This window comes from Pedobacter sp. UYP1 (genome assembly GCF_040547305.1).
GTDB lineage: Bacteria > Bacteroidota > Bacteroidia > Sphingobacteriales > Sphingobacteriaceae > Pedobacter.
Genome location: NZ_JBEPPL010000010.1, coordinates 25,173 through 48,997 on the forward strand (window position 1 = coordinate 25,173; position 23,825 = coordinate 48,997).

A 23,825-nucleotide genomic window follows, 5' to 3' on the forward strand; every position below is an offset into this window, starting at 1 on the left:
GTCATTCCCATGCAAATTGAAAGCTTTCAGCGCAACTTCCAGAGGCATAACAGCATCCGTGACAGCAAAGACTTTCTGTTGAGCGTGTCAAAAATTTATGCTTAAAAAAGAGCCTGCCCCACAAGTTTATGACTTGATCAGGAATTTGATGTAAAGTCTAAAATTTAGATGGAATAATAAATAAATAAAAAGACCGTCTGGTAATTACCAGACGGTCTTTTTATTGTTATGCGGACCGGACGGGTCTTTATGGAAAGTAGGCTAACAGCCTTTAAATCGTGTTATTTATTGGTTTCTTCTCTTCGATCAATTTTATATCAAGGTCAAGATGCGCGATCTTTACATCCTGACGGAACTTATCTATTGATGAATGGTATTCTTGGGCAATGTTTTTCATTGATTCTTCTAACATTTTTTCCTCTTTATTTGATAAGTGGAGTGCCTCATTGATGTCATATGAGAAAAAGCCATAGTCCTTCAGCGTCTTTGATAGCGCATAACTACGAATAAAATATGGATGCACTACTATTTACCAGGAAAAGGTTTCAGCAAAGAATACAGATAGACCGGAACTTAAAAAGCTTTTAGGAAGCCTTAGAATAGGTGATCAGGTTGTGGTATGGAAATTAAAATGCCCGTGGCCATTGGTATGCCCCATCCGCCAGAGGTTGTTGTATCACGATTAAATATGGTATAGATTAATGATGTCACAATTGTCGCCAATCGCACAAATCTAAATCAGCATCAAGTCAATCCAGGTAGAGGCAAAAAGCTCCGGGTAAATAGCTGAGTTTAATCTAATCAGCTGCTTACGTCCTAAAGAAACAACTATAATAGCTATATTGCAGTTCACACGACAATTCTTGATGATCAAAAAAATATTACTTTTTATTTTACATTTTTGCTTGTTAACCGCGGCCTGGGCACAGCATTCATTTGATCACATCACGGTTGCCAACGGCCTTTCACAAAGCACGGTGCTTTCCATTTATAAAGACAGCCATGGGTACATGTGGTTCGGAACAAGGTACGGACTCAATAAATACAATGCACACCATATTAAAACCTACGATTATCACAGTAACGATCCGTCAAGCATTAGCTGCAGTGATTATATCTATACAATTCTCGAAGATAAAAAGCATAACCTCTGGATTGGTTCACGTAATGGACTTAACCGCTATTTGCCGGAAAGTGATTCTTTTGAAAGGATCTTAAACAGACCTTCTAATCCTGCCGGACTGAGTGACAATACTGTACTCTGCAGTTATCAAGACAGCAAAGGGAACATATGGTTTGGAACAAACAATGGATTGAATATGCTTTCGTCCTCAGCATCAAGAAACTTCACCCATTTCTACGCATCAACAAAATCACATCCCGGAATCGCAGGTGCTCAGGTGTACGCCATTCATGAAGACCGGCAGCAGAACTTGTGGATTGGCACTAACAAAGGTTTAACCCGCATGAGCAGGAAAAATAGTGGTTATGTATTTACTTCATTTTCAGAATCTGCAGCAAATCCTGCAAGCTTAAAAGGTGATGTCGTAAAAACAATTGCCGAAGATCAGCAGGGCCGGTTGTGGATTGGCACGGAAACAGGCGGACTTAACCTGTTCCAGCCCGGAAGTTCTACATTCAGTCACTACTTCCATTCCCCTTTGCAAAAAAATAGCATAAGCAGTAACGATATCAGAAAAATTATTGTGGACCAGTCAGGAAAGTTATGGATTGCTACAATTGATGGCCTCAATGTTTTTGATACCAATAGCCATCAGTTTAAGGCATATGATCACGACCCCGAAAACCCAAAAAGCCTGAGTGATAATTCCATCAAGGATATCTATATTGACAATCAGGATGTAGTCTGGATCGGTACCATGTTTGGTGGCGTCAATGTGATCTATCCCAACGTGATACCATTTGTCACTTTCCAAAGCAGCAAACTCAGAAATAGTATCAGCAGCGATATTGTAAGCGCCATTATCAGTGACCCCAAGGGAAATCTATGGATCGGAACGGAAGGGAAGGGACTTAATTACTATGATACAACGCGGCATCATTTTAAGGCTTACCTAAATAATACGGTCGATCCCTCCAGTATAGGCACTAATTTTATCAAGGCAATATATAAAGATAAGGCAAACCGTATATGGGTAGGTCTGCATCAGGGTGGGCTGGATCTGTTCCTTCCTGCATCAAATTCATTTAAGCATTATCGTCACAATCCTGCAGATCAGCGGTCTATCTCGAGTGATATCGTGATCTCATTCCTTGAAGACAGTCGGCACCGTCTATGGGTAGGTACCTCCGCAGGGCTCAATATATTTGATCCCAAAACGCAGCAATTCAGCAATTTCCTCACTGATTCTTCGCATAAATTCCGTCTCACCAGCAATTGGATCAAGTGCATCTATGAGGATTCCAGACAAAACCTTTGGGTGGGCACAGGAACAGGGCTAAACCTGATGGAAGCCGGTTCAGTAAGTTTTAAGCCATTTCTGGCTAACACTGCAAACAAAAACAGTCTACAAGGGAATTATATCAATTGTGTTAAGGAAGATCATTCTGGCAGGATATGGATTGGGGTGTTTCATGGTGGATTAAGCCTTTATGAACCTGCCTCCAGGTCTTTCAAAACCTATACCATAAAAGATGGATTGCCTGGTGACAACGTTCTGAATATACAGCCGGATGACAACGATATTCTGTGGATCAGTACGGATAACGGACTATCTAAATTTAATGTAAATACAGGAACCTTTAAGAACTATACCGTTAGAGATGGTCTGCCTACTAATGAATTTAACTACAGCTCCTGCTTTAGGGACAACAACGGCAAATTGTACTTCGGTACCTATAAAGGTTTAGTAAGCTTTACCCCCAGGCAGATCCGCACAAATGGTTTTGCCCCGCCTGTTGTATTCACAGGCCTCAAACTCTTTAACCAGCCTGTGAGGATCAATGACCAGACCGAACTGCTTGCAAAAGATATAAGCATCAGTAAGGAGCTTACCTTTACACACGATCAGAATGTGTTTAGCCTGGAATTTAGTGCATTGAACTACAATAAGCCCGACCTTAACCGATACAGGTATAAGTTGGATGGTTTCGAAAAAAACTGGAACGAAGTGAGCATCCCTTCGGCAACTTATACTAACCTGCCGGCGGGTGACTATGTCTTTCTGGTCAGCGGCAGTAATAACGATGGTCTGTGGAACACGCATCCTAAACGTTTGCTGATCCATATCCTGCCGCCATACTGGAAAACCTGGTGGGCTTACCTTTTATATATCATTTGCTCGGCGGCTGTCCTATTCCTGCTAATTCGTTTCTTCCACAGGCAAGCGCGTCTGGAACGGGACCTGTATTATGGGCAACTTGATCATGCCCGGCAGCAGGGGTTGTACCAAATGAAGCTCGATTTCTTTACTAAGGTTTCTCATGAAATACGCACACCGCTTACACTGATCCTGGGCCCACTGGAAAAATTATTGAACATTACGGCAGGCAATGCACCGGTGTACCGTCAGCTAAAGCATGTGAAGCAAAACGCTGACAGGCTCATCAGGCTGATCAGTGAATTGCTCGATTTCCGTAAAATTGAAACTGAGCACCTGGTGTTGAAAGTGTCGGAACAGGATGTTGTTCAGTTTAGCCGGCGTGTTTTTGACTCCTTTGCAGGATGGAGCGAGGATAAAAATATCAGTTACCATTTCAGCTCAACAGAAGATGCTGTTCAGTTATACTTTGATCCACTTCAATTTGAGAAGGTGCTGTTTAACCTGCTATCCAATGCTTTTAAATTTACCGCTGAGGGCGGAATAATCCGGCTGAGCATTGAATGTTCAGAGGAACATGTAGAAATCGGCGTTACCGACAATGGGATAGGCATACCGGAGGATGCGCAGGCACGTGTTTTTGATACCTTTTACCAAAGTTCGCAAAGTTTGGTTTCTCCGGGATGGGGTCTTGGCCTTGCACTGGCCAAAAATATTGTTCAGCTGCACAAGGGAACCATTATGGTACAGAGTACCGCAGCCTTCGGAGACAATACAGGACATACCTGGTTTACAGTTACGATGCTAAAAGGTAAAGCTCATTTCTCCGCAAAAGAGTTGTGTGCTGATGATCATCATCAATCATATGCTCCGTCAGAGATGCAGGGCACAGCTGAAAAATATAGTGCCGAACTCCCCGGATTTATGGATAGCGACATTGAAATTGCTGAAGGACTGACGGTTTCTCCATTTCAGGAAAACTATACCATACTGCTTGTAGAGGATAATGATGAGGTGCGCGGTTTTGTAAAGGAATCATTGGAGGGGCAGTACATAATCCAGGAAGCTGTCAACGGAATGGAGGGATGGGAAATTGCTGTAAGTACTATTCCTGATCTGATTATCAGCGATGTGACCATGCCCGTGATGGACGGGCTTCAGCTATGCAGCAGGATTAAGGGGGATGAACGTACAAGCCATATTCCCGTTGTGCTGCTCACTGCACGGGCCGATTATATCCATCAGGTGGGCGGCCTGGAAAAAGGCGCAGATGCCTACATCGTTAAACCCTTCAGCATCCAGATGCTGGAGCTGAATGTGCGCAATCTGTTTCTTGCCCGCGAAAGTATGCGGAAGAAATACGGGCAGCAAATCACGCTGTTGCCACAGAATAAAGTAATCCAGTCTGAAGATGAAAAGTTTCTGGCCAGGCTGATGCACTGCATTGAACTACATATAGAAGATGCAGACTTTGGAGTAACGGCACTGGTAAATGAAATAGGCATGAGCCAGACTGTACTTTATAGAAAGGTCAAAGCGCTGACTGGTCTTACAATTGTAGAATTCATCAAGTCGGTAAGGCTGAATTATGCAATGCAGCTGCTGATCCAGCATCAGTTGGGTATTGCTGAGATAGCATACGCAGCAGGATTCAGCGACAGAAAATATTTCAGTAAAGAGTTCAGGAAACAATTCGGTAAGTCCCCTTCCGAGTTCCTGGATGATCATATGCAGCTCTAGTGACCACAAAATCACCCTCTATTCCTGTTCTGACCAATTTGTACCCCCAAAAAGGCGGAATTGTACCCTCCCTTTGCTGAGAATACTCATCAAATTAGCTCATCAACAAACCAAAACAAACAAAGATGAAGCTAACCATTACATGCTTTGTATTTTTCTGTACCTTATTCTTATGCCTGTCATTTAAAAAAGATCCTTCTATTTATAAAAGGGGATGGATAGACCTGAACAAGAATGGGAAGAAAGATATTTATGAAGATCCCAACGAATCTGCAGAAAGGCGAACTGCCGACCTGGTTTCGCGGATGACCCTCGAAGAAAAAACCTGCCAGATGGCAACCCTCTATGGATGGAAAAGAATTCTGAAAGATTCGCTGCCCACTGCGGCCTGGAAAAACGAAATCTGGAAAGATGGGATTGCCAATATCGATGAACACCTAAATGGCTTTGTCAGCTGGGGAGTAACATCTCAATCACCCCTTGTTACCGATATCAGGAAACATGTAAAGGCGATGAATGAAACCCAGCGTTTCTTCATTGAACAAACCAGGCTGGGAATACCGGTCGATTTTACTAATGAAGGCCTGAGAGGGGTAGAAGCTTATGAAGCTACTGCTTTTCCGGACCAGCTGAATATGGGCATGACCTGGAACAGAGTCCTTGTGCATCAGATGGGTATCATCACAGGCATGGAAGCCCGTGCACTGGGTTATACCAATGTTTACGCGCCAGTACTTGACGTGGCAAGGGACCAGCGCTGGGGCAGGCTGGAAGAAGTATATGGAGAAGACCCCTACCTTGTAGCGAGGTTAGGTGTGGAGATGGCCCGCGGCATGCAGCAAAACCATCAGATTGCAGCTACCGTGAAACACTTTGCGGTTTACAGTGCCAATAAAGGCGCAAGGGAAGGCCAGGCAAGGACAGACCCGCAGGTTTCTCCGCGCGAGGTAGAGAACATTTTACTGTACCCTTTTAAAAAGGTGATCAAAGAAGTCGGCGTAATGGGCGTGATGAGTTCTTATAATGATTATGACGGGATTCCGATATCGGGCAGCAATTACTGGCTGATCCAGCGTTTAAGAAAGGAAATGGGTTTTAAAGGATACGTAGTTAGTGACAGCGATGCACTGGAGTATCTGTATTCGAAACATCATGTAGCTGCGAATTTAAAAGATGCTGTTTTACAGGCATTTATGGCAGGAATGAATGTGAGAACTACATTTAAAAGGCCAGATAGTATCATTCTGTATGCAAGAGAACTGGTAAAAGAAGGTAAACTGCCCATAGATACTGTGAACAGCCGTGTATCAGATGTGTTGAGAGTGAAATTCCAACTTGGGCTTTTTGATCACCCTTATGTGGAAGATGAAAATGCAACCGCTAAAATTGTGAATTCAACTGCACACAGGGCCGTTGCATTCCGTGCTTCGCGGGAGAGCATTGTTCTATTGAAGAACAAGGGCAATATACTTCCGCTTTCAAAATCTCAACGGGTTGCAGTAATCGGCCCCAATGCAACAAATGATGAATACGCACATTCTCATTATGGCCCGCTGGCTTCCAGGAGCACAAATATCCTGGAGGGTATACGCGCTAAATTAGGAGATGGTAAGGTAACCTATGCCCTGGGATGCACTCTGGTAGATAAAACATGGCCCGAAAGTGAGATACTGCCGCAGGACCCTGATCAGGCAGAGCAGCAGATGATAGACCATGCTGTCAAAACTGCCTCAGAAGCAGATGCAGCGGTGGTGGTGCTGGGAGGTAATACCCTTACGGCCGGAGAAAACAAGAGCCGTACAAGCCTTGACCTTCCTGGCTTTCAGCTGCGGTTAATCAAGGCGGTTAAAGCAACAGGAAAATCAGTGGTAGTTGTGCTGATCGGTGCGCAGCCAATGACTATAAACTGGATAGATCAAAACGTTGCAGGCATCATATACGCGGGATATCCTGGTGTGCAGGGTGGAAATGCACTGGCAGATGTGCTGTTTGGTGATTATAATCCGGGCGGTAAACTGACGCTGACTTTTCCGAAATCTGTAGGTCAGCTACCCCTCAACTTCCCGGCAAAGCCCAACTCACAAACTGACGAGGGTGAGCAGGCGAAGATCAAAGGATTGCTATATCCCTTCGGGTTTGGACTAAGTTATACCACCTTCAGCTACAGTAACCTGGTCATCAGCCCTGTTTCAGTAAACCAGGATATCACAATTTCTCTAAAGGTAAGCAACACTGGCAAGGTCACAGGCGACGAGGTGGTACAGTTATACCTGCGTGATGTGCTGAGCAGCGTAACCACCTATGAAAAGGTGCTGCGGGGTTTTGAACGGATCACCCTGCAGCCCGGGGAAAGCAAAGACGTCACTTTTAAAATTGTACAGGACGACCTGAAGTTGTACAACAGGGAGATGCAGTACCTGGTAGAACCCGGTGTATTTAAAGTAATGCTCGGCTCTTCTTCTGAAGATATCAGACTGACCGGAAGTTTCGAAATAAAATAATCAGGACCACCCTTAACAGATTGATATGAAAATAAAATTACCAACTCTTCTATTGCTGCTCCTGGTCTTTGCAATCAGTGCATCTGCCCAGACAAAAGTTACAGGAATAGTAAAAGACGACAATAACCAAATCCTGGCCGGCGTAAGCGTACAGGTAAAGAATACTAAAACAACAACCTTGACTGACGGTGAAGGGAAATTTGCCATTAAAACCGCAGACCTGAATGCAGTGCTGATATTCAGTTTTGTAGGTTACAATACCCAGCAGCAGGCCTTGGGGGGCAGGAGTATACTAACTGTGAAACTTGTTGAACTGTCCACAGGATTAAACCAAGTGGTGGTGATCGGTTACGGTACTGCAAAGAAAAAAGACCTCACAGGTGCTGTGGGGCAGGTGAGTATGCCCGACCTGAATAAGGCACCGGTGAAATCAATCGATGAGGCACTGGCAGGAAGGATTGCTGGTGTGCAGGTAAGTTCATCAGATGGCCAGCCGGGATCGGCAGTGAACATCGTAGTAAGGGGGGCAAACTCGATTACCCAGGATAACTCGCCTCTGTACGTGATCGATGGCTTCCCGGTAGAAGGCTTTAACCTGAACGTGTTTAATCCGCAGGATATAGAATCACTGGAAGTATTGAAAGATGCATCCGCAACGGCCATTTATGGGGCACGCGGTGCCAATGGTGTGGTGATTATCACCACAAAAAAAGGTAAGGCCGGTAACGCTGTAATCACCTTCAATACTACACAGAGCTTCAGTAAAAACATCAATACTATGGAGCTGATGGATAGTTATGATTTCCTGAAATACCAACTGGAACGTGATCCTACAGCAGGATCAGCGGTAAACCTTACACCAACATATTCTTACCTGACGGTTCCGGGAAAAATGCTGGAAGATTACAGGAATGTTGCGGCTACCGACTGGCAGTCGCCATTTTTCAGAACGGGAAGCCTGAGGAACTATTCGCTGGCCATAAGGGGTGGTAATGACAAAACCCTGTACTCCATCTCCGGTTCAATCGATGATCAGGACGGTACGATCATCAACACGGGATATGGAAGGTCGCAAGGGAGGATTACGCTCGATCAGACAATCAATGATAAATTAAAAGTGGGCATTAATGCAAACTATGCACACCTCTCACAATCGGGCAACAGCGTTTCGCAGTCCACAAATAGCGCAACTACAAGTATCTTATACAGCGTATGGGGCTATAACCCGCTGATCCCTTATTCAGATAGCCAGGCACTGGACCCTACAACCGATTCTTCAAATGACTACAAGTTTAACCCGGTACTGAACCAGGCCAACATCGTTCGTAATATCAAAACTGATAACCTCAACGTCAATACCTATATCAATTATACTATAATCCCCAGTCTGGTGTTACGGATAACTGGCGTCCTCAATAACAGTACTGCCAGCAGGGAAAACTTCAACAACTCCTTAACCTATTATGGAAGCCCGCTCACCAACGCTGGTAAAACTAACGGGGTAAATGGCTCTGTTTCCACAGCGAAAGTGAACAACTGGGCCAATGAAAATACCCTGACCTATACAAAAACCTTCAATAAACTACACAATTTTAACGCCATTGCCGGTTTCACGGAGCAGGGAAACACATCCAGTACCTATGGTTTTGGTAGCAATTTCCTGCCAAATGAAACGCTCGGCATCAGCGGAATGGACGAGGGAACACTGAATCCGGCCTCAACCATTGCCCTAAGTTCGTTATGGCGTGCAGCCTCTGTACTGAGCAGGGTAAGCTATAATTACAACTCACTGTATTACCTTACGCTTTCTTACCGGGCGGACGGTTCCTCAAAGTTCAGCGAAGAGAACCACTGGGGGTATTTTCCCTCTGCAGCCCTTGCCTGGCGGTTTAGCCAGGAGAAATTCTTAAAGGACAGCAAGGTACTTTCTGAAGGTAAGCTGCGCCTGAGTTATGGCAAGACAGGGAACAACAGGGTGGGTGATTTCAGTTACCTGTCCACAACAGGTGTACCCGCAGCATTTACTTATTCATTTAATAATGCCTATGTATCCAGCATTAAACCGCTTACAGTAGGCAATCCCAACCTGAAATGGGAAAGCACGGCACAATATGATGCGGGGGTAGATCTGGGATTCCTGGACAACCGGATCAGTTTTACTGCTGATGTATACCATAAAAAGACAAAAAACCTGTTGCTCAACGCATCCATTCCAACCTCCACAGGCTACAATACGGCCATCACCAATATCGGAAGCGTGCAGAACCAGGGCCTGGAGCTTACGCTGAATACCACAAATATCAAAACTAAAAACTTCAGCTGGTCAAGCAGCTTCAATATCTCTTTCAACCGCAACAAGGTGCTTGCACTGGCAAACGGACAGGAGAGCCTTACGTCGTCTATTTCCTGGGATAATGCCTGGAGCTCGATACCGGCGTATATCGCTAAGGTTGGCCAGCCCCTTGGTTTGATGTACGGTTACGTAGCAAACGGGGTTTACCAATATGGCGACTTTAACAAAACGGCGGCAGGAACATATGTGCTGAGAGATAATGTTGCCGGAAACGGAAATACCCGCACCAGCATACAGCCCGGAGATGTGAAGTACAAAGACCTGAATGGTGACGGTACAGTAAACTCATCGGATTATACGGTGATCGGTCATAGCCAGCCTATTCATACGGGTGGCTTTGGCAACAACTTCAGCTACAAAAACTTTGACCTGAATATTTTCTTTCAGTGGTCTTACGGTAATGACATCCAGAATGTGAACCGAATGGTGTTTGAGGGCAATGCTCTGAGCAGGGTTTACCTGGAGCAATTTGCTTCCTATAACGACAGGTGGAGCCCCGCCAACCAGCAATCCTCAAATTACCGTGCAGGAGGCTATTATGGCGGCGGTTATTCTTCTGCTACTGTAGAGGACGGATCTTACCTGAGGTTGAAAACGGCCTCCATAGGATATAACCTGCCAAAATCACTTTTGAAACGGGTAAATATTGCGGCGCTCAGAGTCTATGTTTCTGGCCAGAATATCTATACCTGGACAAAATATTCGGGCCTGGATCCTGAAGTGGATACTTATAACTCGGTGCTGACCGGGGGATTTGATTACAGTGCGTACCCAAGGGCAAGAACGATTGCCTTTGGTGCAAACCTTACTTTTTAATCTTAAAATATTGTTTATGAAACGCTTAATATTCGCCATGATCGTTGTGCTCTGTACCGGACTGGCATCCTGCAAAAAGTTCCTGGACACTACACCTACAGACTCGCTGCAGCAGACAAGTTATTACAACACTGAAGCTAAGCTAACCAATGCCCTAGCTGGTGTTTACCAGCCCCTGGGCAACCCGGGTATCTACGGCGACAATATGTTTGATCAGCTGGGTGCAAGTACGGACGAGGGATTTTACAACCGCTCTGCCCAAACCACAGGCATCATGGTCTATAATTTTGATTATGGCAACGCCGATCTGAATAATTTCTGGACGCAGTTATACCAGGGCATAGAAAGGGCCAATATCCTGATCAGTAATATCGAGCTGCCGCCAATGGATGAAACCAAAAGGCAGGTGATCCTGGGAGAGGCATTGTTTCTGAGAGGATATTATTATTACCTGCTGGTAACTAATTTCGGAGATGTACCACTGAAAACCAGTCCTACAGCATCTGTTACGGAGGTAGATCTGATAAGAACACCCGCCAAAGATATTTACAAGCAGATCATAACTGATATGGAATCGGCCGAGGCGAAGGTAAACACTTCAACTGCCATAGGTTTCGGAGGAAGGGTATCGAAAACTGTTGTAGAGGGTATACTTGCAAGGGTTTGCCTCAGCATGGCCGGAAATCCGCTGAATGATGAAAGCCAGTATGCAAACGCACTGAAGTGGGCGCAGAAGGTACAGCAATCTGGTGAACATAGCCTCAACCCCAGCTACAGGCAGATGTTCATTAATCTCCACCAGGATATATACGATGTGAAAGAAAGCATGTGGGAGGTAGAGAACAAAGGTACCGGGGCCGATGGGCTGGGCAATACTAACCGTCTTGCAAATACGAACGGCATCCAGCTTACTGCTAACTCCGATGCAATAGGATACAGCTACGCGTTTATCAACACGACAGGGAAATTGTTTAACCTTTACAGCGCGGGCGACCAGCGAAGGAATTGTGCGATTGCACCCTACAGTTACAATACTACCACTACACCGGTGTCATATATTTACTGGACTCCGGCACAGATTTATAACCGGAATGCAGGAAAATTTAGAAGGGAGTATGAACTTTCTGCAGTTAAAAGTAAAAATTATACTCCTGTGAATTTCCCGCTGCTGCGCTATGCGGATGTATTACTGATGCTTGCAGAAGCTGAAAACCATATCAACGGACCAAGTGCTGCGGCCTACAATGCGATCAACCAGGTGAGAAGACGCGGTTTTGGCCTGGCTGCAAATACGGCGGTGGCCTCGGTATCTGTAGTCGGCAACCTGACGCTGGCAACCACCGGCAATACAGGATATCTAGCATCCCAGACTAGTGTGCCGGTTACTTTTACGGGTGGCGGCGGTTCGGGAGCAACGGGTGTGGCAACTGTAGCCACCACAGGAAAGGTTACTGCTCTGGCAGTGCTAACACCTGGTATCGGTTATACCTTTGCACCAACTGTAATCATTGGTACTGCCTGGACAGCAAATACCGTATATACGACTGGTACCCAGGTTTTCAACGGAAATAACTTATATACTGTTACTACTGCCGGTACTTCCAATAGCACCGCACCTGCACAAACTGCCGGTGCTTCAAACGGGACGGGCGCCATATTTACCTATGCAGGTCTGAGGGCCACGGCTACAGCCAGTATTGCTACATCGCAGGTAGATCTCACCGGACTTGACAAAGCAGGATTCCAGCTCGCCCTCGAAGATGAGCGTGCAAGGGAATTGTGCTTTGAATCGCTGAGGAAAGCCGACCTAATCCGATGGGGCAAATGGGTGCCGGTGATGAATGCGGTGAGCGCGGATATCAAAGCCAACGGGCTCACATTTTCTTTCGGATCACTCGCAGGGCAAAATATTACAGCACGGAACCTGCTCTTCCCGATCCCGGCTTCAGAGATTTCGGTGAATAAGCTGGCCACACAAAACCCGGGCTGGTAATATGATAACACGAACTGAATTAATGATATCGGAGATCTATTCCTCCATGAATTTTAAAGCTCAGATTATGCGCAAAACATTTGTATTCTTTATCGCTGCACTAACACTCGCTGCGGCATCCTGCAGTAAAAAAGATGAGGTTAAACCTGTATCATCCTTTACAGTACAGGCAACAACCAGAAATGGTTCTTCGGGTACGTCATTCGCCCTGGGCGATACCACCAATTTTGCCTTTACGGGTAATCCCGATATCATTACTTTTTATTCCGGCGAACCGGGAAAAAATTACGAGTACCGTACCCGGGTAAAAGCAGCAGGTATTCCACAGTTAAAGTTCAGCAACTTAAGAGCGGGAGGTCCCCAGGCTGGTTCGCTAAGCCTGTTGGTATCGTCGGACTTTAAAAGTGTAGTTCTGCGCACAGCGGCAGGTGTGCAGGTGCGCGATACCAGTGCTACGAATGCCAATATAGCCGGTGCTACCTGGACAGATATTACCAGCAGGGCATTGCTTTCCACCGGAGCGGCAGCAGCAGTGGCATCTGGTACAATCGACCTGTCAGATTTTTCTAAGGATGGTAAGCCTGTATATATCGCCTTTAAATATTTGGCGGTTGCCGGTACCATCCAGAACAAGTGGACCATCAGTGCGCTTACCCTCAACAATGTTCTTGCTGACGGAAGTACTTACACTAATGCAAGTTTAAACGGACCCACCAAGGCGATCAGCAATTATGGCAATTCAACCTATGGGCCAGGCTGGGCAGTATCCTACGATCCATCAAAAAACCTGAACAAGCTTGGTTGGGTATATACAGATGGTACTTCATTGGTGATTACCGGAGCTGCTACGGCCGCAGCCGCTACAGCACCTGCAGAAGCCTGGGCGATTATGGGACCAATAGATCTTTCAAGGGTAACACCTGATGCGGGGCTAGCCATTAAGAACATATCTGCAACACTAAGTTCTTACCAGTATAAATATACAGCCGCAGGAAGCTATAACTCAGTATTTGTAGCTGCGAACAGTACTGCAGATGAATCAGCCACCAAAGAAACCACCGTACAAATTATCGTAAAATAAGCACCATGAAAAAGAAACTCTTTACTTTAAACCTGATTTTTGCAGGGATAGCTTTATTCGCTTTCTCCTGCAGTAAACAGGCGCTGTTGCAACCCGCACCTGTAATGACGGCATCCTCAGCAGTATTGCCCGTAACAAACGCGGTAGCGGATCGTGTGATCGAAACTGGTATGTCATTGGCACAGATGAATGCTGTCATCGCCAGTGCCAATGCTGGTGATACAGTAAAAATACAGGCCGGCACCTATACTATCACCGGTAAAATTGTGATGAAAGCGGGTGTGAAACTGATTAAGCAAACCACAACAAACCCTGTTTTTGATGCAAGCGCATTGAGCACCATATTAACAATTAACTATAATAGTGAGTTTAACAACTGTCTTTTCTCGGGTATTACTTTCTGGAATATCAGGTTTGCAATTACAGGTGCAAAAAATACCACCCTCAAATATTGTCTGTTTGATTATGGAAAAAGGGCTGTAGCCACCAACAAAACCAATAACCTGAAAGATGACTACCTGGAGTTCCTGAGTAACGACAGCGCTCTGGTGACCAACTCTGTTTTTTGTCACCGTTCTGCTGATCCCGGCAGGGGCGTATGGGTAAAAAATACTACCAATGCCCGAATACTGAACAATACCTTTGGCAATGGTGGTTCTACAGGTTATTTTGTTTGCGCAATAAACGATAACAGCTTGGCAGGATCAACTATATCCAGTAATATACTGAACAGGAATACAGCACTGAATCCAATTGATTCTCTTACCGATCATGGACTGTATGCACATAGCTTCAATGGCTTGGTCATTTCCGGAAATACCATTTCAGGATGGCCTGCAAATGGGAGCGGTGGAGCGGTAAAAGTGCGTAACGGACAGAATGTTACGATCTCTGGCAATACAATGAATGGTTCCGGAGTGCTGCTTTATGAATATTCGAACCTGCCGGCCTTCCCTTATCTTAAAAATGTAGTTGTCTCTGGCAATACCATCAACATGAGTGCAACAGGTAATGATGCCTATCACGGAATTGGCTATTACAGGGATAATGCTATCGATATGGAATATTCCATTAAAATCAATAATAACATGATACCGGCGGGAACAATATGGCTGAATGGAGCTAATCTTAACGTTGCCAATTTCAATGCAAACGGTGGTGGCGTGTATTCAAACCAGACAGCTGCCGGTAACCTCTTCCTGAAAACTGGAATCAGTAATTCGGGAAATTATTAGAAGCCTGCAAATTAAATCAAATACTATTAATTTTATGAGTTACAAATTTATTTTTATTTTACTGTTGCTGACAGCTGGATCTACAGCCCGGGCAGCAGCTGGGCCCGGATATCCGCAGGACAGTATTTACAAGGATATGAAAAGGGTGGCCGACTGGCAGTGGAAGCAGGTGGATACACATGGCTGGGCTGATGATCAGAAGGATTGGACAAATGGGGTCTTGTATACAGGAATGACCGCGTGGGCCAGGCTTTCAGGTAACAAGACCTATGAAAGGCTGATCGGGATTGGAAAGGAGAACCACTGGCAAATAGGTAAGAACCGATTTTTTGCAGATGATTATTGCATCGGGCAAACTTACGTACAGCTCTATGAGATCTATCAGGATCCGGATTATATAAGAGATTTCAAAAGTATGGCGGATAGCCTTGTGCAGATTCCTCACAGCGAGCCCTTGGAATGGGTCAACAAAATTCATTTGCGGGAGTGGGCATGGTGTGATGCACTGTACATGGGCCCGCCTGCGCTGGCCTATCTGACTCAGGTAACCGGAGATCAGAAATATCTTGATACTGCTGTTAGGTTATGGTGGAAATCCAGCCGTCACCTGTATGATGATCAGGAACATTTGTTTTTCAGGGATAGCAGGTATTTTGAGCAAAAAGAGAAAAACGGGTCAAAAGTATTCTGGAGCCGTGGAAATGGATGGGTCATTGCCGGATTAGCCAGGTTATTGTCTACCATGCCAGACTCGAACCCAGAAAAGGGGCCCTTAGTAAAACAATACAGGGAACTTGCCAAGAGGATCATTTCGCTGCAGCAAAGTGATGGTTCATGGCACGCCAGTTTGCTTAATCCCGAGGCTTATCCCTCACGGGAAACCAGTGGTACGGCATTGTTCTGCTATGCACTGAGCTGGGGGATTAATACCAATACCTTGTCTTATGATGACTACTATCCAGCAGTGTCAAAAGCATGGAATGCCCTGCGAAGCGCTGTTCTTCCAGATGGTAAACTCGGGTTTGTACAACCTAAAGGGGCTTCGCCTGATGTGGTAAATGAGGAATCAACCGATGTATACGGTGTGGGTGCTTTCCTGTTGGCCGGTACCGAAATGCTTAAAATGGAGTTGTCTAAGCAACCGGATGTTGTATTGGTCAACGTAAATAATCCCACTTCAGCTTTGCAAAATGCCAGAAGAGTCAACGTAAGCTGGTCACAGATTGTGCTTAAAATAAAAGGTGCCACGCAAAAAAACCTTCGGGTAGTAAATGCCCTTACCGGAAAAGAGGCTCCCTTTAAAATTGAACATCAGGGAGGAGAGGTTAGCCTTACCTTTCAAACACCAATCCCGGCTGGAAATCAGCAATATTGGCTGATCAAAAGATCTTAGCCAAACATTAACCTGAAAGTATACGCTATTAGCTATAATTATATGAAATCAAAGTTGCTCATCTTACTCATTTTCTTGTACCTGCCCTCCATTGCACAGCAATGCCCGATCATCCCGATGCCCAACCATGTCGAAATGCTGAAAGGCAGCGCAGTGGTCAGCAATGTTGCATCAATCATCGTTTTATCTCCCGGGCTCGCCTCTCATCCAAAAAAGCAACAGACTTATCTTTCTTCGCCTTTTCAATCAAATGTTTCAGCTCTTGGGCAACAATAGTATGCCCTTGTCTAGGCTCCGAGGCTGCAATTTGCATAGCGGTAGCGAAGAACCGATGTTCATCGTCCTCTGCATAGGATTTAATAAGGCTCTTTATTTGATCTGGTGCTGCCATTTTACAAAAATATACGTTTTATTCTGAATTGTGCCTGGAGACTCCGTCTGTTTTATGATTATGGTTTTATGTATTTTGTCTGTAGAAACACAATTAACCGCCATTTTGTTAGATTCTTTCTTTTTTAACAGTAGTACTTTCAGTCCATCCTGCAGGACTTTCCACTCTTTTGGTTCGATGCGGTAATATAAACTTGTACCCTCTATAGTTCCTGTATAATTCCAGCGTTCTTAAGCTCCTGCAGGTGCTGAGAGATTGTTGCCTGCGCAAAGCCAAGTTCTGAGACAAGATCGCCACAGGTACAGACGCGAACTTTGATCAGTTCCTGCAGGATGGAAATAAGGATTGGATGTGCAATCGCTATCAATTGTACTGTAAGTCCCTTCCGTTCCTTTGTATATATCTGATTATGTTATCTCCATATCACAATAAATAAAACACCCATCTGCTCCTATTCTTTAGACTGTATATCCACTAACATTCGCAAATTCTTGCTTCCGAAATTAGGAAACAGTTAACAGAAAGTAAGAACAAAAAATAACAGCAATGTGTCTTCAATACATGTGTTGTTTTGTTATGATAACCAAATTTAAGTGATTGATAAAAAGGTGATTGTAATTGCGAACAAGGCAACGTAACACAATAAAGGGACAAGGGCTCATAGAAAACCATCTAAAAAACGACACTCACTATAGTGACAGGGCACTTTTAAAAAAGACCAAACAAAACAGAAAACGCCATTATTCTTAGGATACTTGCCGTTTGAGGTTGATACGGCTACCCTTGCAGGAAAATTAAAGGCATATCGGTACATGAATGGGCTTAGCCAAAAGCAATTGGGGAAGATTCTTAGCGTTGATGGAGCTACGTTTTGTAGCTGGGAATTGGAAGAAAGCCAACCAAATAAGGCAGTAGTGGTAAAGCTAAATACAATGTTGTAACCATTATCATTATTCCACCGTTTTTTGATAGGAATTGAGATGAGTATTTAATGAAACTAGTTTTCATCTCCAGCGAAGTTAACCTTGAATTCCGATTTTATATAATATCTCCTATCAGCTACAAAAGGTTAAAAATGGAGCCTAAATGAACGTTTGAGCAAAAAGAAATAGGACGTTTAAGCAAAACATAGCAATTATTGTGTATCTACTTTTGTAAAAAAAATAAATGCTAATCAATATTTTGCACATCACATCCAGTCACAAAGGGCAGAACTCGATAACTACAAAACTTGGAAAAGCAATCATAAATAAGATCAACCTGCAGCAGAAGGACGAAATAAATGTTGAGGAGCTAGATCTGCTTTTAAATCCATTTCCTCATTTCAGCTCCTTGCAGTGGGAAAGCTACCATACTCCCGTTAATAAATTGACACCTGATCAAGCCCAGACGGCCCATAGGTCAGATCAAGCCATCAGACAATTACTTGCTGCCGACATACTCGTAATTAGCGCGCCGATGCATAATTATGGCATTCCCTCAGCCTTGAAAGCCTATTTTGACCATATCGTGAGAGCTGGTGTAACTTTTGGGTTTTCTGAAAAAGGTCCGGTCGGGATATTTGAAAATAAGAAAGCATATATTGCCTTTTCTGCCGGCTGGGATTTCACTGATCCCTCCCTAAAATCTCTTGATTTTGCAACACCATACCTCAGAGCTGTTCTTGACCTAATTGGTTTTGAAGTTGTTGGTGAATTTCGGGTGGAAGGGGCGATCGGTACGCACGCGAAAGATGTTCTACTTAGGCAGGTGTTAGAAAGTATGATAGTTTAACAATGATTTTAGTAATAAACGAACTTTTAAGCAAAGTTAAAAACGACGTTTGGGCAAAGCTCAATAAAAACTCAAAGTCGACCTTTGATGAAATTTAACAGGAGAATGGAAAAATATAAAAATAACTATGATGGGAAAATGCAGTTTCCAATCAATTCCGGTTTTGATAGAAATACAAACGCAGATGAAGTTATAAAAGGTGTAGACCTCAATGGTAAAATAGCCATAGTAACTGGTGGACATTCAGGTTTAGGATTAGAGACTACTAGAATACTTGTCGCGGCTGGTGCAACGGTGATCGTTGGAGCACGTGACATTGAAAAGGCTACAGAAAATTTGGAAGGTATAGCTAATGTGGAGCTGGTATCTTTGGAGTTAACCGATCCGGGATCTATTGAAAGTTTTGCCGCGAAATTTATTGCCTCTGCAAGGCCTTTGCATTTCCTGTTCAATAATGCAGGTATTATGTGGGTACCGCTGCAACGCGATGCGAGGGGTTACGAAAGTCAGTTTTCAACCAATCATTTGGGACATTTCCATCTGACAGCCCGATTATGGCCGGCATTAAAACAAGCTGAGGGTGCAAGAGTAGTGAACACTTCTTCATGGGGACATCATAATGCGCCAGTCGACTTTGAAGACATCAATTTTGATCACAGGGAATACGAAACAATGAAATCTTATGGCCAGTCTAAAACGGCAAATGTATTATTTGCATTGGAATTGGATGAGCGTGGGAAGCCCTTCGGTGTTCGCTCTTATGCCATCCATCCGGGGGTTGTGCAAAGTACCGGTCTGGCACGTTCACGCAGCCTGGAGGATATGAAAAAGCTGGGTATGCTGGATGCCGATGGGAAACCTGTTTTAAAAGCGGTTCCTGGTGCTAAAACTGTACAACAAGGAATATCTACACAGATCTGGTGCGCAGTAAGCCCACAACTCAATGATATTGGTGGGGTATATTGCGAAAATACCGATATTGCGGTATTGGATGTTAATTTTGATCCGAATGTTGACTGGCGAAAAAATGTTGAAAGTATCAAAGGCGTAATGCCTTATGCTTTGGAAAAAGAATCGGCTAAAAAGCTCTGGACAACAAGTGAAGAGATGAGCGGAGTGGTCTTTAACCTATCTTAACAATTATTACTCTGAAAAGTCAGGTATTACGGAGCCTGACTTTTTATAAATATTAGCTATGTACTATGGCATTAAAACGTGAAAACAAGTATGCAGAAATGGTTTTCTCCTGCAGTGAAGATCAGCAGTACCGGGGTGAGAAAGTACTTGAAGATCATGCGCTCGTCCGTGTCGTTTCCGGTGAGCTAAAAGTTATACAGGCTGATAAAATTTTCCTCTTTAATGCAGGTGATACATTACTGTTTCCACGCAACCAGTTATCGACGCTGGTCAAAACAGCAAAGGATGGTAGAGATTATAAATCCATCGTGATCAGGTTGGCTTCTGCTCAATTGAGGGAGTACTATACCAAGAATAAATATAATCAGCTGCATGCGCATACTGTTGGGATCCTGCCTCTTGAAAAGAATGTTTTATTGGAAAGCTTTGTCTCTTCTGTATTACCATATTTCGATCTTGATAAGCAGTTACCTCAGAAAATACTGGCTCTTAAAATTACTGAGGCAGTTGAAATACTAAGAAATATAAATACGGATGTGGACAGTATCTTGTCAGATTTCACAGAGCCAGGTAGAATCAATCTACAAGATTTTATGGAAAAAAATTACATTTTTAACATTCCATTAGTAAAGTTCAGCGCTCTAACAGGCAGAAGCTTGACCACTTTTAAACGAGATTTCGAAAAAGCTTTCCACCTTACCCCGCAACGGTGGTTAACCCAAAAACGTTTGGAGCTGGCTCATTATTACATTTCAGAAAATCACCTCAAACCAATAAACGTTTATTACGAGGTTGGATTTGAAAACTTATCACATTTTTCCCGGGCGTTTAAGAAGCATTTTGGCTATCCACCAACGAGTATAAACCAAGGATGAGATATTCCTATTATGCATAGGGTTTTACGTATTTTGTATCACATCGGGTTGATTAGGAATGAAACTGGGATATCCAAACTCCATCCTTATTACCATTATTCCCTCATTAATTAATAATCGATTAGGCCGGGGAATATTTTATTTTTATCTCATAAATGACTTCCCGAAAATTATTCCCTTCAGGGCTGATTATCATAAACCCATTCCATTATTCAAATCAAAATTTTAGTTTTTGATAATGAGTTTTTGATAATTTGGGTTACATAAAAACGCCTGTTAAATGGTGCCGTCGAATAACAAAAATTAAAGAGAAATCCTTCGTGAACAAGGCAACGTAAGTTAGCCACTTCGACAGGGGTGCGTTGCTATTTCCACCGTATAAAAAAATGGATAATACACTTCATAAAGTATATTATCCAGACAGCCCACGTATATTTAGATTATACGCAAGTAATAGCAGAATTAAACTGGAATTATTGCAATGTGCTTAGTGGTTTTTACAACCAAGCTTTCTTAAGGATACTTTCGATTGTAGAACGCTTGATTTTCCATTGCTCTTCCGATACTTCTACATGAGTAACCGTAATCGTGTATGTTTTTTCGCCTATTCTCCGTTTAAATTTTTTCTTGTTCGGAGCAATCTTATCATTTTCAAGATGTTGTTCAGCATTGTTCTCTGGCTTTGAACCCTTGTTGCCATTTAGCCGTTCAATTTTAATCTCTTTCATGTATCCCGTTATATATTGATTATATAAACAAATTAATTTACAGGTTTTGTTTTCATCCGGTTTCAATAAAATTAAAAATAATTTAACATTAATACAATTTATTGTGATGAACCGTGCTATGCGGCGCATAGAAAAAGAATAGCGAAAAGCTGTTCGAAAAATTTTAAGTCTGCAATACATCAAAGGCCAATACCATTACGTGTTGGCCTTTTCTTTTAAGTAAGATTTTATGAAGAAAATCAGGATAAAAATCTATAGTATAAAAAAACACGAAAATCCACAAGCAGAATTTTTCGAGATTATCAGAAAGGCGGCGCGCATTAAAAAATAAACAGGAGCATTAAAGTCCGGGGTGGGATTTATACTGCAAAAGCCAAAGAAGGAAGGTATATATACAAAAACCCTCCGTTTGGCTATTACAAAGTGGGCGAACGCAAGGAGAGAAAACTCATGATCAATGAAACTGAAGCGGCTACAGTTCGGTTTATCTTCGATGTCTACCTGAAAAACACACCGATTTATATCATAGCCGAGCAGGCAAAAGAAAGAGGCTTTAAAAGATCAGGTAATGTAGCCATCCAACGCATTTTAAGTTATCCGCTTTATGTAGGTATGCAATACGTGGAACCATTTAAAAACTACCCAGGTGGCATCTTTCCAGCCATACATTAACCAATAGTAGATCTTGCCACATGGGAACAGGTACAACGTAAACTTAAAAAGCCCGAAAAAGAAAGAGTCGTAATAAGCGACGAAATGCCTCTACGTGGAGTTTTGAAGTGCGCTTGCGGTAAAATGTTAACAGGCGCCCCTTCGAGAGGAAAGCTGGGCAAATATTACTACTACTATAAATGTGACAAAACCAGACATCTGAACTTAAGTGCGATAAAAGCACATGATCAGCTCCAGCAGGTTTTTGCATTGATGAGCTTGCCCGAAAATGCCATCAGGCTCATTCGCAATAATTCTGACCAGATTTTTGAAAACAAGATGTTAGAAGATAAACGCTTGGTTATGGAAAAGAAAAGAGAGCTTGAATCAGAAGAAGCAAAGCTCTTTTCAATAGAGGAAAAGTGGATTGCGAACAAGATAACGCACGACACTTATGAAAGGTGGTTTTCTACCATTAAGAATAATAGGATCGTTTTAAGAGGCTCTATTGAACGCCTCAGCGGCAACCAAAATAAAACATATAAAATACTCCAAGGGAACCTGGAAAAGCTATCAGACCTTGAATTTGTTTTTAAGAAAACGAATCCTTTAGAGAAACAAGAGCTTGTAAGATTGGGGTTCGAGCAAAATCTCTACTATCAAGAGGGTATGTGTCGAACCCCGACTATGATAGATTTACTTGCTCATAACTCTAATAAGATTAGGGAGTTATGCCTGTTAGATTATACAAAAAAGCGGGAGGATTTTTCAATTCCCCCGCTCAGCGGACCGGACGGGACTCGAACCCGCGACCTCCGCCGTGACAGGGCGGCATTCTAACCAGCTGAACTACCGGTCCGTTCTCCTTTGCATCACTCACATAAATGTTTGTTTAGATGCGCTTGGGGCTGCAAATATACACGGTTTAATTAAAAAACAGCCTAAAAATTACTTATTTTCAAATATCTTCTATAACTCGCTGGATGTGAGTGTGATTTATTATAATTATTTTTTCATCAGGACCAGAAAGTTATGATTGCGCTCTGATTAGCATTTAACAGTCTTCTTTTTTACAATAGAAATGTGTTTCTCTGTAGCTTTTCTAATATAATCTGCTGCGGAGGCAACCTTACATGCTGTTCCATTCTGTTCTACTTTTACAACCCCTATTTTATGAGCGACAGCAATAGCCTCCTTATTTAAGGAAGCAACATATATACCAGTTGAAATAATAAAGCTATTCATAGTTGATCGCACCCGGTTAACAGAGGAGTGAATTGTTTGCTCAACCCGTGTTAACAGGAGTAGGAGAATTTCGGTATTCAATTCATTATCTGGTTTTAAGGATACAAGATTGGCCAATGTTGCCCAGCCCGTGGCAGCAATATGTTCCTCCTCAAAATTGATCCAATCTACAGCAAGCTCAAAGCCAGAAGAGCTTCCCGCTGCGACCCATGGAACGGTATATTCACTGATATTATTTGAAACTGCTTCTTTAGCCCAGAGCTGCAGGTCGGCTTTTGTCATTTTTTCATCGTCGGCAATTAATCCGGCCAGATACATGGCATCGGCATTGCCAGTAGCAAATAAATCCTTTGCAAGCTGATAATCTCTTTTGATTTTTTTCTGGATAGTTTTTAATTGGGCTACTTTGACCCCGAAAAATGGCTCTTTAACACCATGTTTCAAGAGTATCTTTTTGACGCTTTCGCTACCCATTGTTTGTAGCTCCGCCATAATTTCATTGACAGTCATTTCTATGCTGAATTAAGTATTAAAATTATAAGTTTTTTCCTAATTCTCTTGTTGTTGTTTATTGATAATACCCTGAGCTAACACCTGCGCTTACTGAAAAATGGGGCCGATTATTAATTTTT

At 43.3% G+C, this 23,825-nt stretch carries 18 protein-coding genes and 1 tRNA gene; 12 read left to right on the forward strand and 7 right to left on the reverse strand.

Going from position 1 to position 23,825, the window contains the following annotated elements; genetic code table 11:
• Positions 1–271: 271 nt before the first annotated feature.
• The gene (locus ABIB30_RS18240; RefSeq protein ID WP_354304475.1) at positions 272–397 is read right to left on the reverse strand and encodes a hypothetical protein; all 126 of its coding nucleotides are present in this window, start codon (positions 395–397) and stop codon (positions 272–274) included.
• A gap of 130 nt (positions 398–527) precedes the next feature.
• Here ABIB30_RS18240 and ABIB30_RS18245 point away from each other — a divergent pair, with 130 nt between their 5' ends.
• The 8 genes from ABIB30_RS18245 (at position 528) to ABIB30_RS18280 (ending at position 16,393) form a co-directional block, all read left to right on the forward strand.
• Positions 528–686, forward strand: coding sequence for a recombinase family protein (locus ABIB30_RS18245; protein WP_354304622.1), 159 nt, complete (start codon positions 528–530; stop codon positions 684–686).
• Between the two features lie 180 nt (positions 687–866).
• Positions 867–5,021, forward strand: coding sequence for a two-component regulator propeller domain-containing protein (locus ABIB30_RS18250; RefSeq protein ID WP_354304477.1), 4,155 nt, complete (start codon positions 867–869; stop codon positions 5,019–5,021).
• A 125-nt stretch (positions 5,022–5,146) separates the two neighbouring features.
• The gene (locus ABIB30_RS18255) at positions 5,147–7,522 is read left to right on the forward strand and encodes a glycoside hydrolase family 3 N-terminal domain-containing protein (protein ID WP_354304479.1); all 2,376 of its coding nucleotides are present in this window, start codon (positions 5,147–5,149) and stop codon (positions 7,520–7,522) included.
• A 25-nt stretch (positions 7,523–7,547) separates the two neighbouring features.
• The gene (locus ABIB30_RS18260; RefSeq protein WP_354304481.1) at positions 7,548–10,691 is read left to right on the forward strand and encodes a SusC/RagA family TonB-linked outer membrane protein; all 3,144 of its coding nucleotides are present in this window, start codon (positions 7,548–7,550) and stop codon (positions 10,689–10,691) included.
• Positions 10,692–10,707: 16 nt separating this feature from the next.
• Positions 10,708–12,684, forward strand: coding sequence for a RagB/SusD family nutrient uptake outer membrane protein (locus tag ABIB30_RS18265; RefSeq protein ID WP_354304483.1), 1,977 nt, complete (start codon positions 10,708–10,710; stop codon positions 12,682–12,684).
• Position 12,685: 1 nt separating this feature from the next.
• Positions 12,686–13,765, forward strand: a complete 1,080-nt coding sequence (locus ABIB30_RS18270) for a DUF5017 domain-containing protein (protein ID WP_354304484.1) — start codon at positions 12,686–12,688, stop codon at positions 13,763–13,765.
• Between the two features lie 5 nt (positions 13,766–13,770).
• Entirely contained in the window at positions 13,771–15,000 is a 1,230-nt protein-coding gene (locus ABIB30_RS18275; RefSeq protein WP_354304486.1) for a right-handed parallel beta-helix repeat-containing protein, read from the forward strand.
• A 34-nt stretch (positions 15,001–15,034) separates the two neighbouring features.
• Entirely contained in the window at positions 15,035–16,393 is a 1,359-nt protein-coding gene (locus tag ABIB30_RS18280) for a glycoside hydrolase family 88/105 protein (RefSeq protein WP_354304488.1), read from the forward strand.
• A 38-nt stretch (positions 16,394–16,431) separates the two neighbouring features.
• On the opposite strand, the gene ABIB30_RS18285 is transcribed toward ABIB30_RS18280, so the two are convergent.
• The 3 genes from ABIB30_RS18285 to ABIB30_RS18295 form a co-directional block, all read right to left on the reverse strand.
• Positions 16,432–16,572, reverse strand: coding sequence for a hypothetical protein (locus ABIB30_RS18285; protein ID WP_354304490.1), 141 nt, complete (start codon positions 16,570–16,572; stop codon positions 16,432–16,434).
• Positions 16,569–16,784 (reverse strand): hypothetical protein, encoded by a 216-nt coding sequence (locus ABIB30_RS18290; RefSeq protein WP_354304491.1) that lies wholly within the window; start codon positions 16,782–16,784, stop codon positions 16,569–16,571. Before ABIB30_RS18290 ends, ABIB30_RS18285 begins: the two co-directional genes overlap by 4 nt.
• Before the next feature lie 202 nt (positions 16,785–16,986).
• Positions 16,987–17,151, reverse strand: a complete 165-nt coding sequence (locus ABIB30_RS18295; protein WP_354304492.1) for an ArsR/SmtB family transcription factor — start codon at positions 17,149–17,151, stop codon at positions 16,987–16,989.
• Positions 17,152–17,951: 800 nt separating this feature from the next.
• Here ABIB30_RS18295 and ABIB30_RS18300 point away from each other — a divergent pair.
• From ABIB30_RS18300 to ABIB30_RS18310, 3 genes are all read left to right on the forward strand, one after another.
• Complete coding sequence (locus ABIB30_RS18300) at positions 17,952–18,557, forward strand: FMN-dependent NADH-azoreductase (RefSeq protein WP_354304493.1); 606 nt, start codon at positions 17,952–17,954, stop codon at positions 18,555–18,557.
• 105 nt (positions 18,558–18,662) lie between these two features.
• Complete coding sequence (locus ABIB30_RS18305; protein WP_354304494.1) at positions 18,663–19,694, forward strand: SDR family NAD(P)-dependent oxidoreductase; 1,032 nt, start codon at positions 18,663–18,665, stop codon at positions 19,692–19,694.
• Between the two features lie 65 nt (positions 19,695–19,759).
• Positions 19,760–20,569 (forward strand): helix-turn-helix domain-containing protein, encoded by an 810-nt coding sequence (locus tag ABIB30_RS18310; RefSeq protein ID WP_354304495.1) that lies wholly within the window; start codon positions 19,760–19,762, stop codon positions 20,567–20,569.
• A 497-nt stretch (positions 20,570–21,066) separates the two neighbouring features.
• On the opposite strand, the gene ABIB30_RS18315 is transcribed toward ABIB30_RS18310, so the two are convergent.
• On the reverse strand, positions 21,067–21,297 hold the full coding sequence (locus ABIB30_RS18315; protein ID WP_354304496.1) for a hypothetical protein: 231 nt from the start codon (positions 21,295–21,297) through the stop codon (positions 21,067–21,069).
• Positions 21,298–21,747: 450 nt separating this feature from the next.
• On the opposite strand from ABIB30_RS18315, the gene ABIB30_RS18320 reads away from it, so the two are divergent.
• Complete coding sequence (locus tag ABIB30_RS18320) at positions 21,748–21,969, forward strand: recombinase family protein (protein ID WP_354304497.1); 222 nt, start codon at positions 21,748–21,750, stop codon at positions 21,967–21,969.
• Between the two features lie 764 nt (positions 21,970–22,733).
• Here the strand turns inward: ABIB30_RS18320 and ABIB30_RS18325 are convergent.
• Together ABIB30_RS18325 and ABIB30_RS18330 are read right to left on the reverse strand one after the other, a co-directional pair.
• Positions 22,734–22,807 (reverse strand) — tRNA-Asp (locus ABIB30_RS18325).
• A 188-nt stretch (positions 22,808–22,995) separates the two neighbouring features.
• Complete coding sequence (locus ABIB30_RS18330; RefSeq protein WP_354304498.1) at positions 22,996–23,703, reverse strand: DNA alkylation repair protein; 708 nt, start codon at positions 23,701–23,703, stop codon at positions 22,996–22,998.
• Positions 23,704–23,825: the final 122 nt, after the last annotated feature.

What these genes read in the sequence shown, in the direction of transcription:
- ABIB30_RS18240 (WP_354304475.1), bottom strand. Translation starts at nt 397, where the DNA reads ATGAAAAACATTGCCCAAGAATACCATTCATCAATAGATAAGTTCCGT.
- ABIB30_RS18250 (WP_354304477.1), top strand. Translation starts at nt 867, where the DNA reads ATGATCAAAAAAATATTACTTTTTATTTTACATTTTTGCTTGTTAACC.
- ABIB30_RS18255 (WP_354304479.1), top strand. Translation starts at nt 5,147, where the DNA reads ATGAAGCTAACCATTACATGCTTTGTATTTTTCTGTACCTTATTCTTA.
- ABIB30_RS18260 (WP_354304481.1), top strand. Translation starts at nt 7,548, where the DNA reads ATGAAAATAAAATTACCAACTCTTCTATTGCTGCTCCTGGTCTTTGCA.
- ABIB30_RS18265 (WP_354304483.1), top strand. Translation starts at nt 10,708, where the DNA reads ATGAAACGCTTAATATTCGCCATGATCGTTGTGCTCTGTACCGGACTG.
- ABIB30_RS18270 (WP_354304484.1), top strand. Translation starts at nt 12,686, where the DNA reads ATGATAACACGAACTGAATTAATGATATCGGAGATCTATTCCTCCATG.
- ABIB30_RS18275 (WP_354304486.1), top strand. Translation starts at nt 13,771, where the DNA reads ATGAAAAAGAAACTCTTTACTTTAAACCTGATTTTTGCAGGGATAGCT.
- ABIB30_RS18280 (WP_354304488.1), top strand. Translation starts at nt 15,035, where the DNA reads ATGAGTTACAAATTTATTTTTATTTTACTGTTGCTGACAGCTGGATCT.
- ABIB30_RS18285 (WP_354304490.1), bottom strand. Translation starts at nt 16,572, where the DNA reads ATGATTGATGCAACATTGCTGACCACTGCGCTGCCTTTCAGCATTTCG.
- ABIB30_RS18290 (WP_354304491.1), bottom strand. Translation starts at nt 16,784, where the DNA reads ATGGCAGCACCAGATCAAATAAAGAGCCTTATTAAATCCTATGCAGAG.
- ABIB30_RS18300 (WP_354304493.1), top strand. Translation starts at nt 17,952, where the DNA reads ATGCTAATCAATATTTTGCACATCACATCCAGTCACAAAGGGCAGAAC.
- ABIB30_RS18305 (WP_354304494.1), top strand. Translation starts at nt 18,663, where the DNA reads ATGGAAAAATATAAAAATAACTATGATGGGAAAATGCAGTTTCCAATC.
- ABIB30_RS18310 (WP_354304495.1), top strand. Translation starts at nt 19,760, where the DNA reads ATGGCATTAAAACGTGAAAACAAGTATGCAGAAATGGTTTTCTCCTGC.
- ABIB30_RS18315 (WP_354304496.1), bottom strand. Translation starts at nt 21,297, where the DNA reads ATGAAAGAGATTAAAATTGAACGGCTAAATGGCAACAAGGGTTCAAAG.
- ABIB30_RS18320 (WP_354304497.1), top strand. Translation starts at nt 21,748, where the DNA reads ATGATCAATGAAACTGAAGCGGCTACAGTTCGGTTTATCTTCGATGTC.
- ABIB30_RS18330 (WP_354304498.1), bottom strand. Translation starts at nt 23,703, where the DNA reads ATGACTGTCAATGAAATTATGGCGGAGCTACAAACAATGGGTAGCGAA.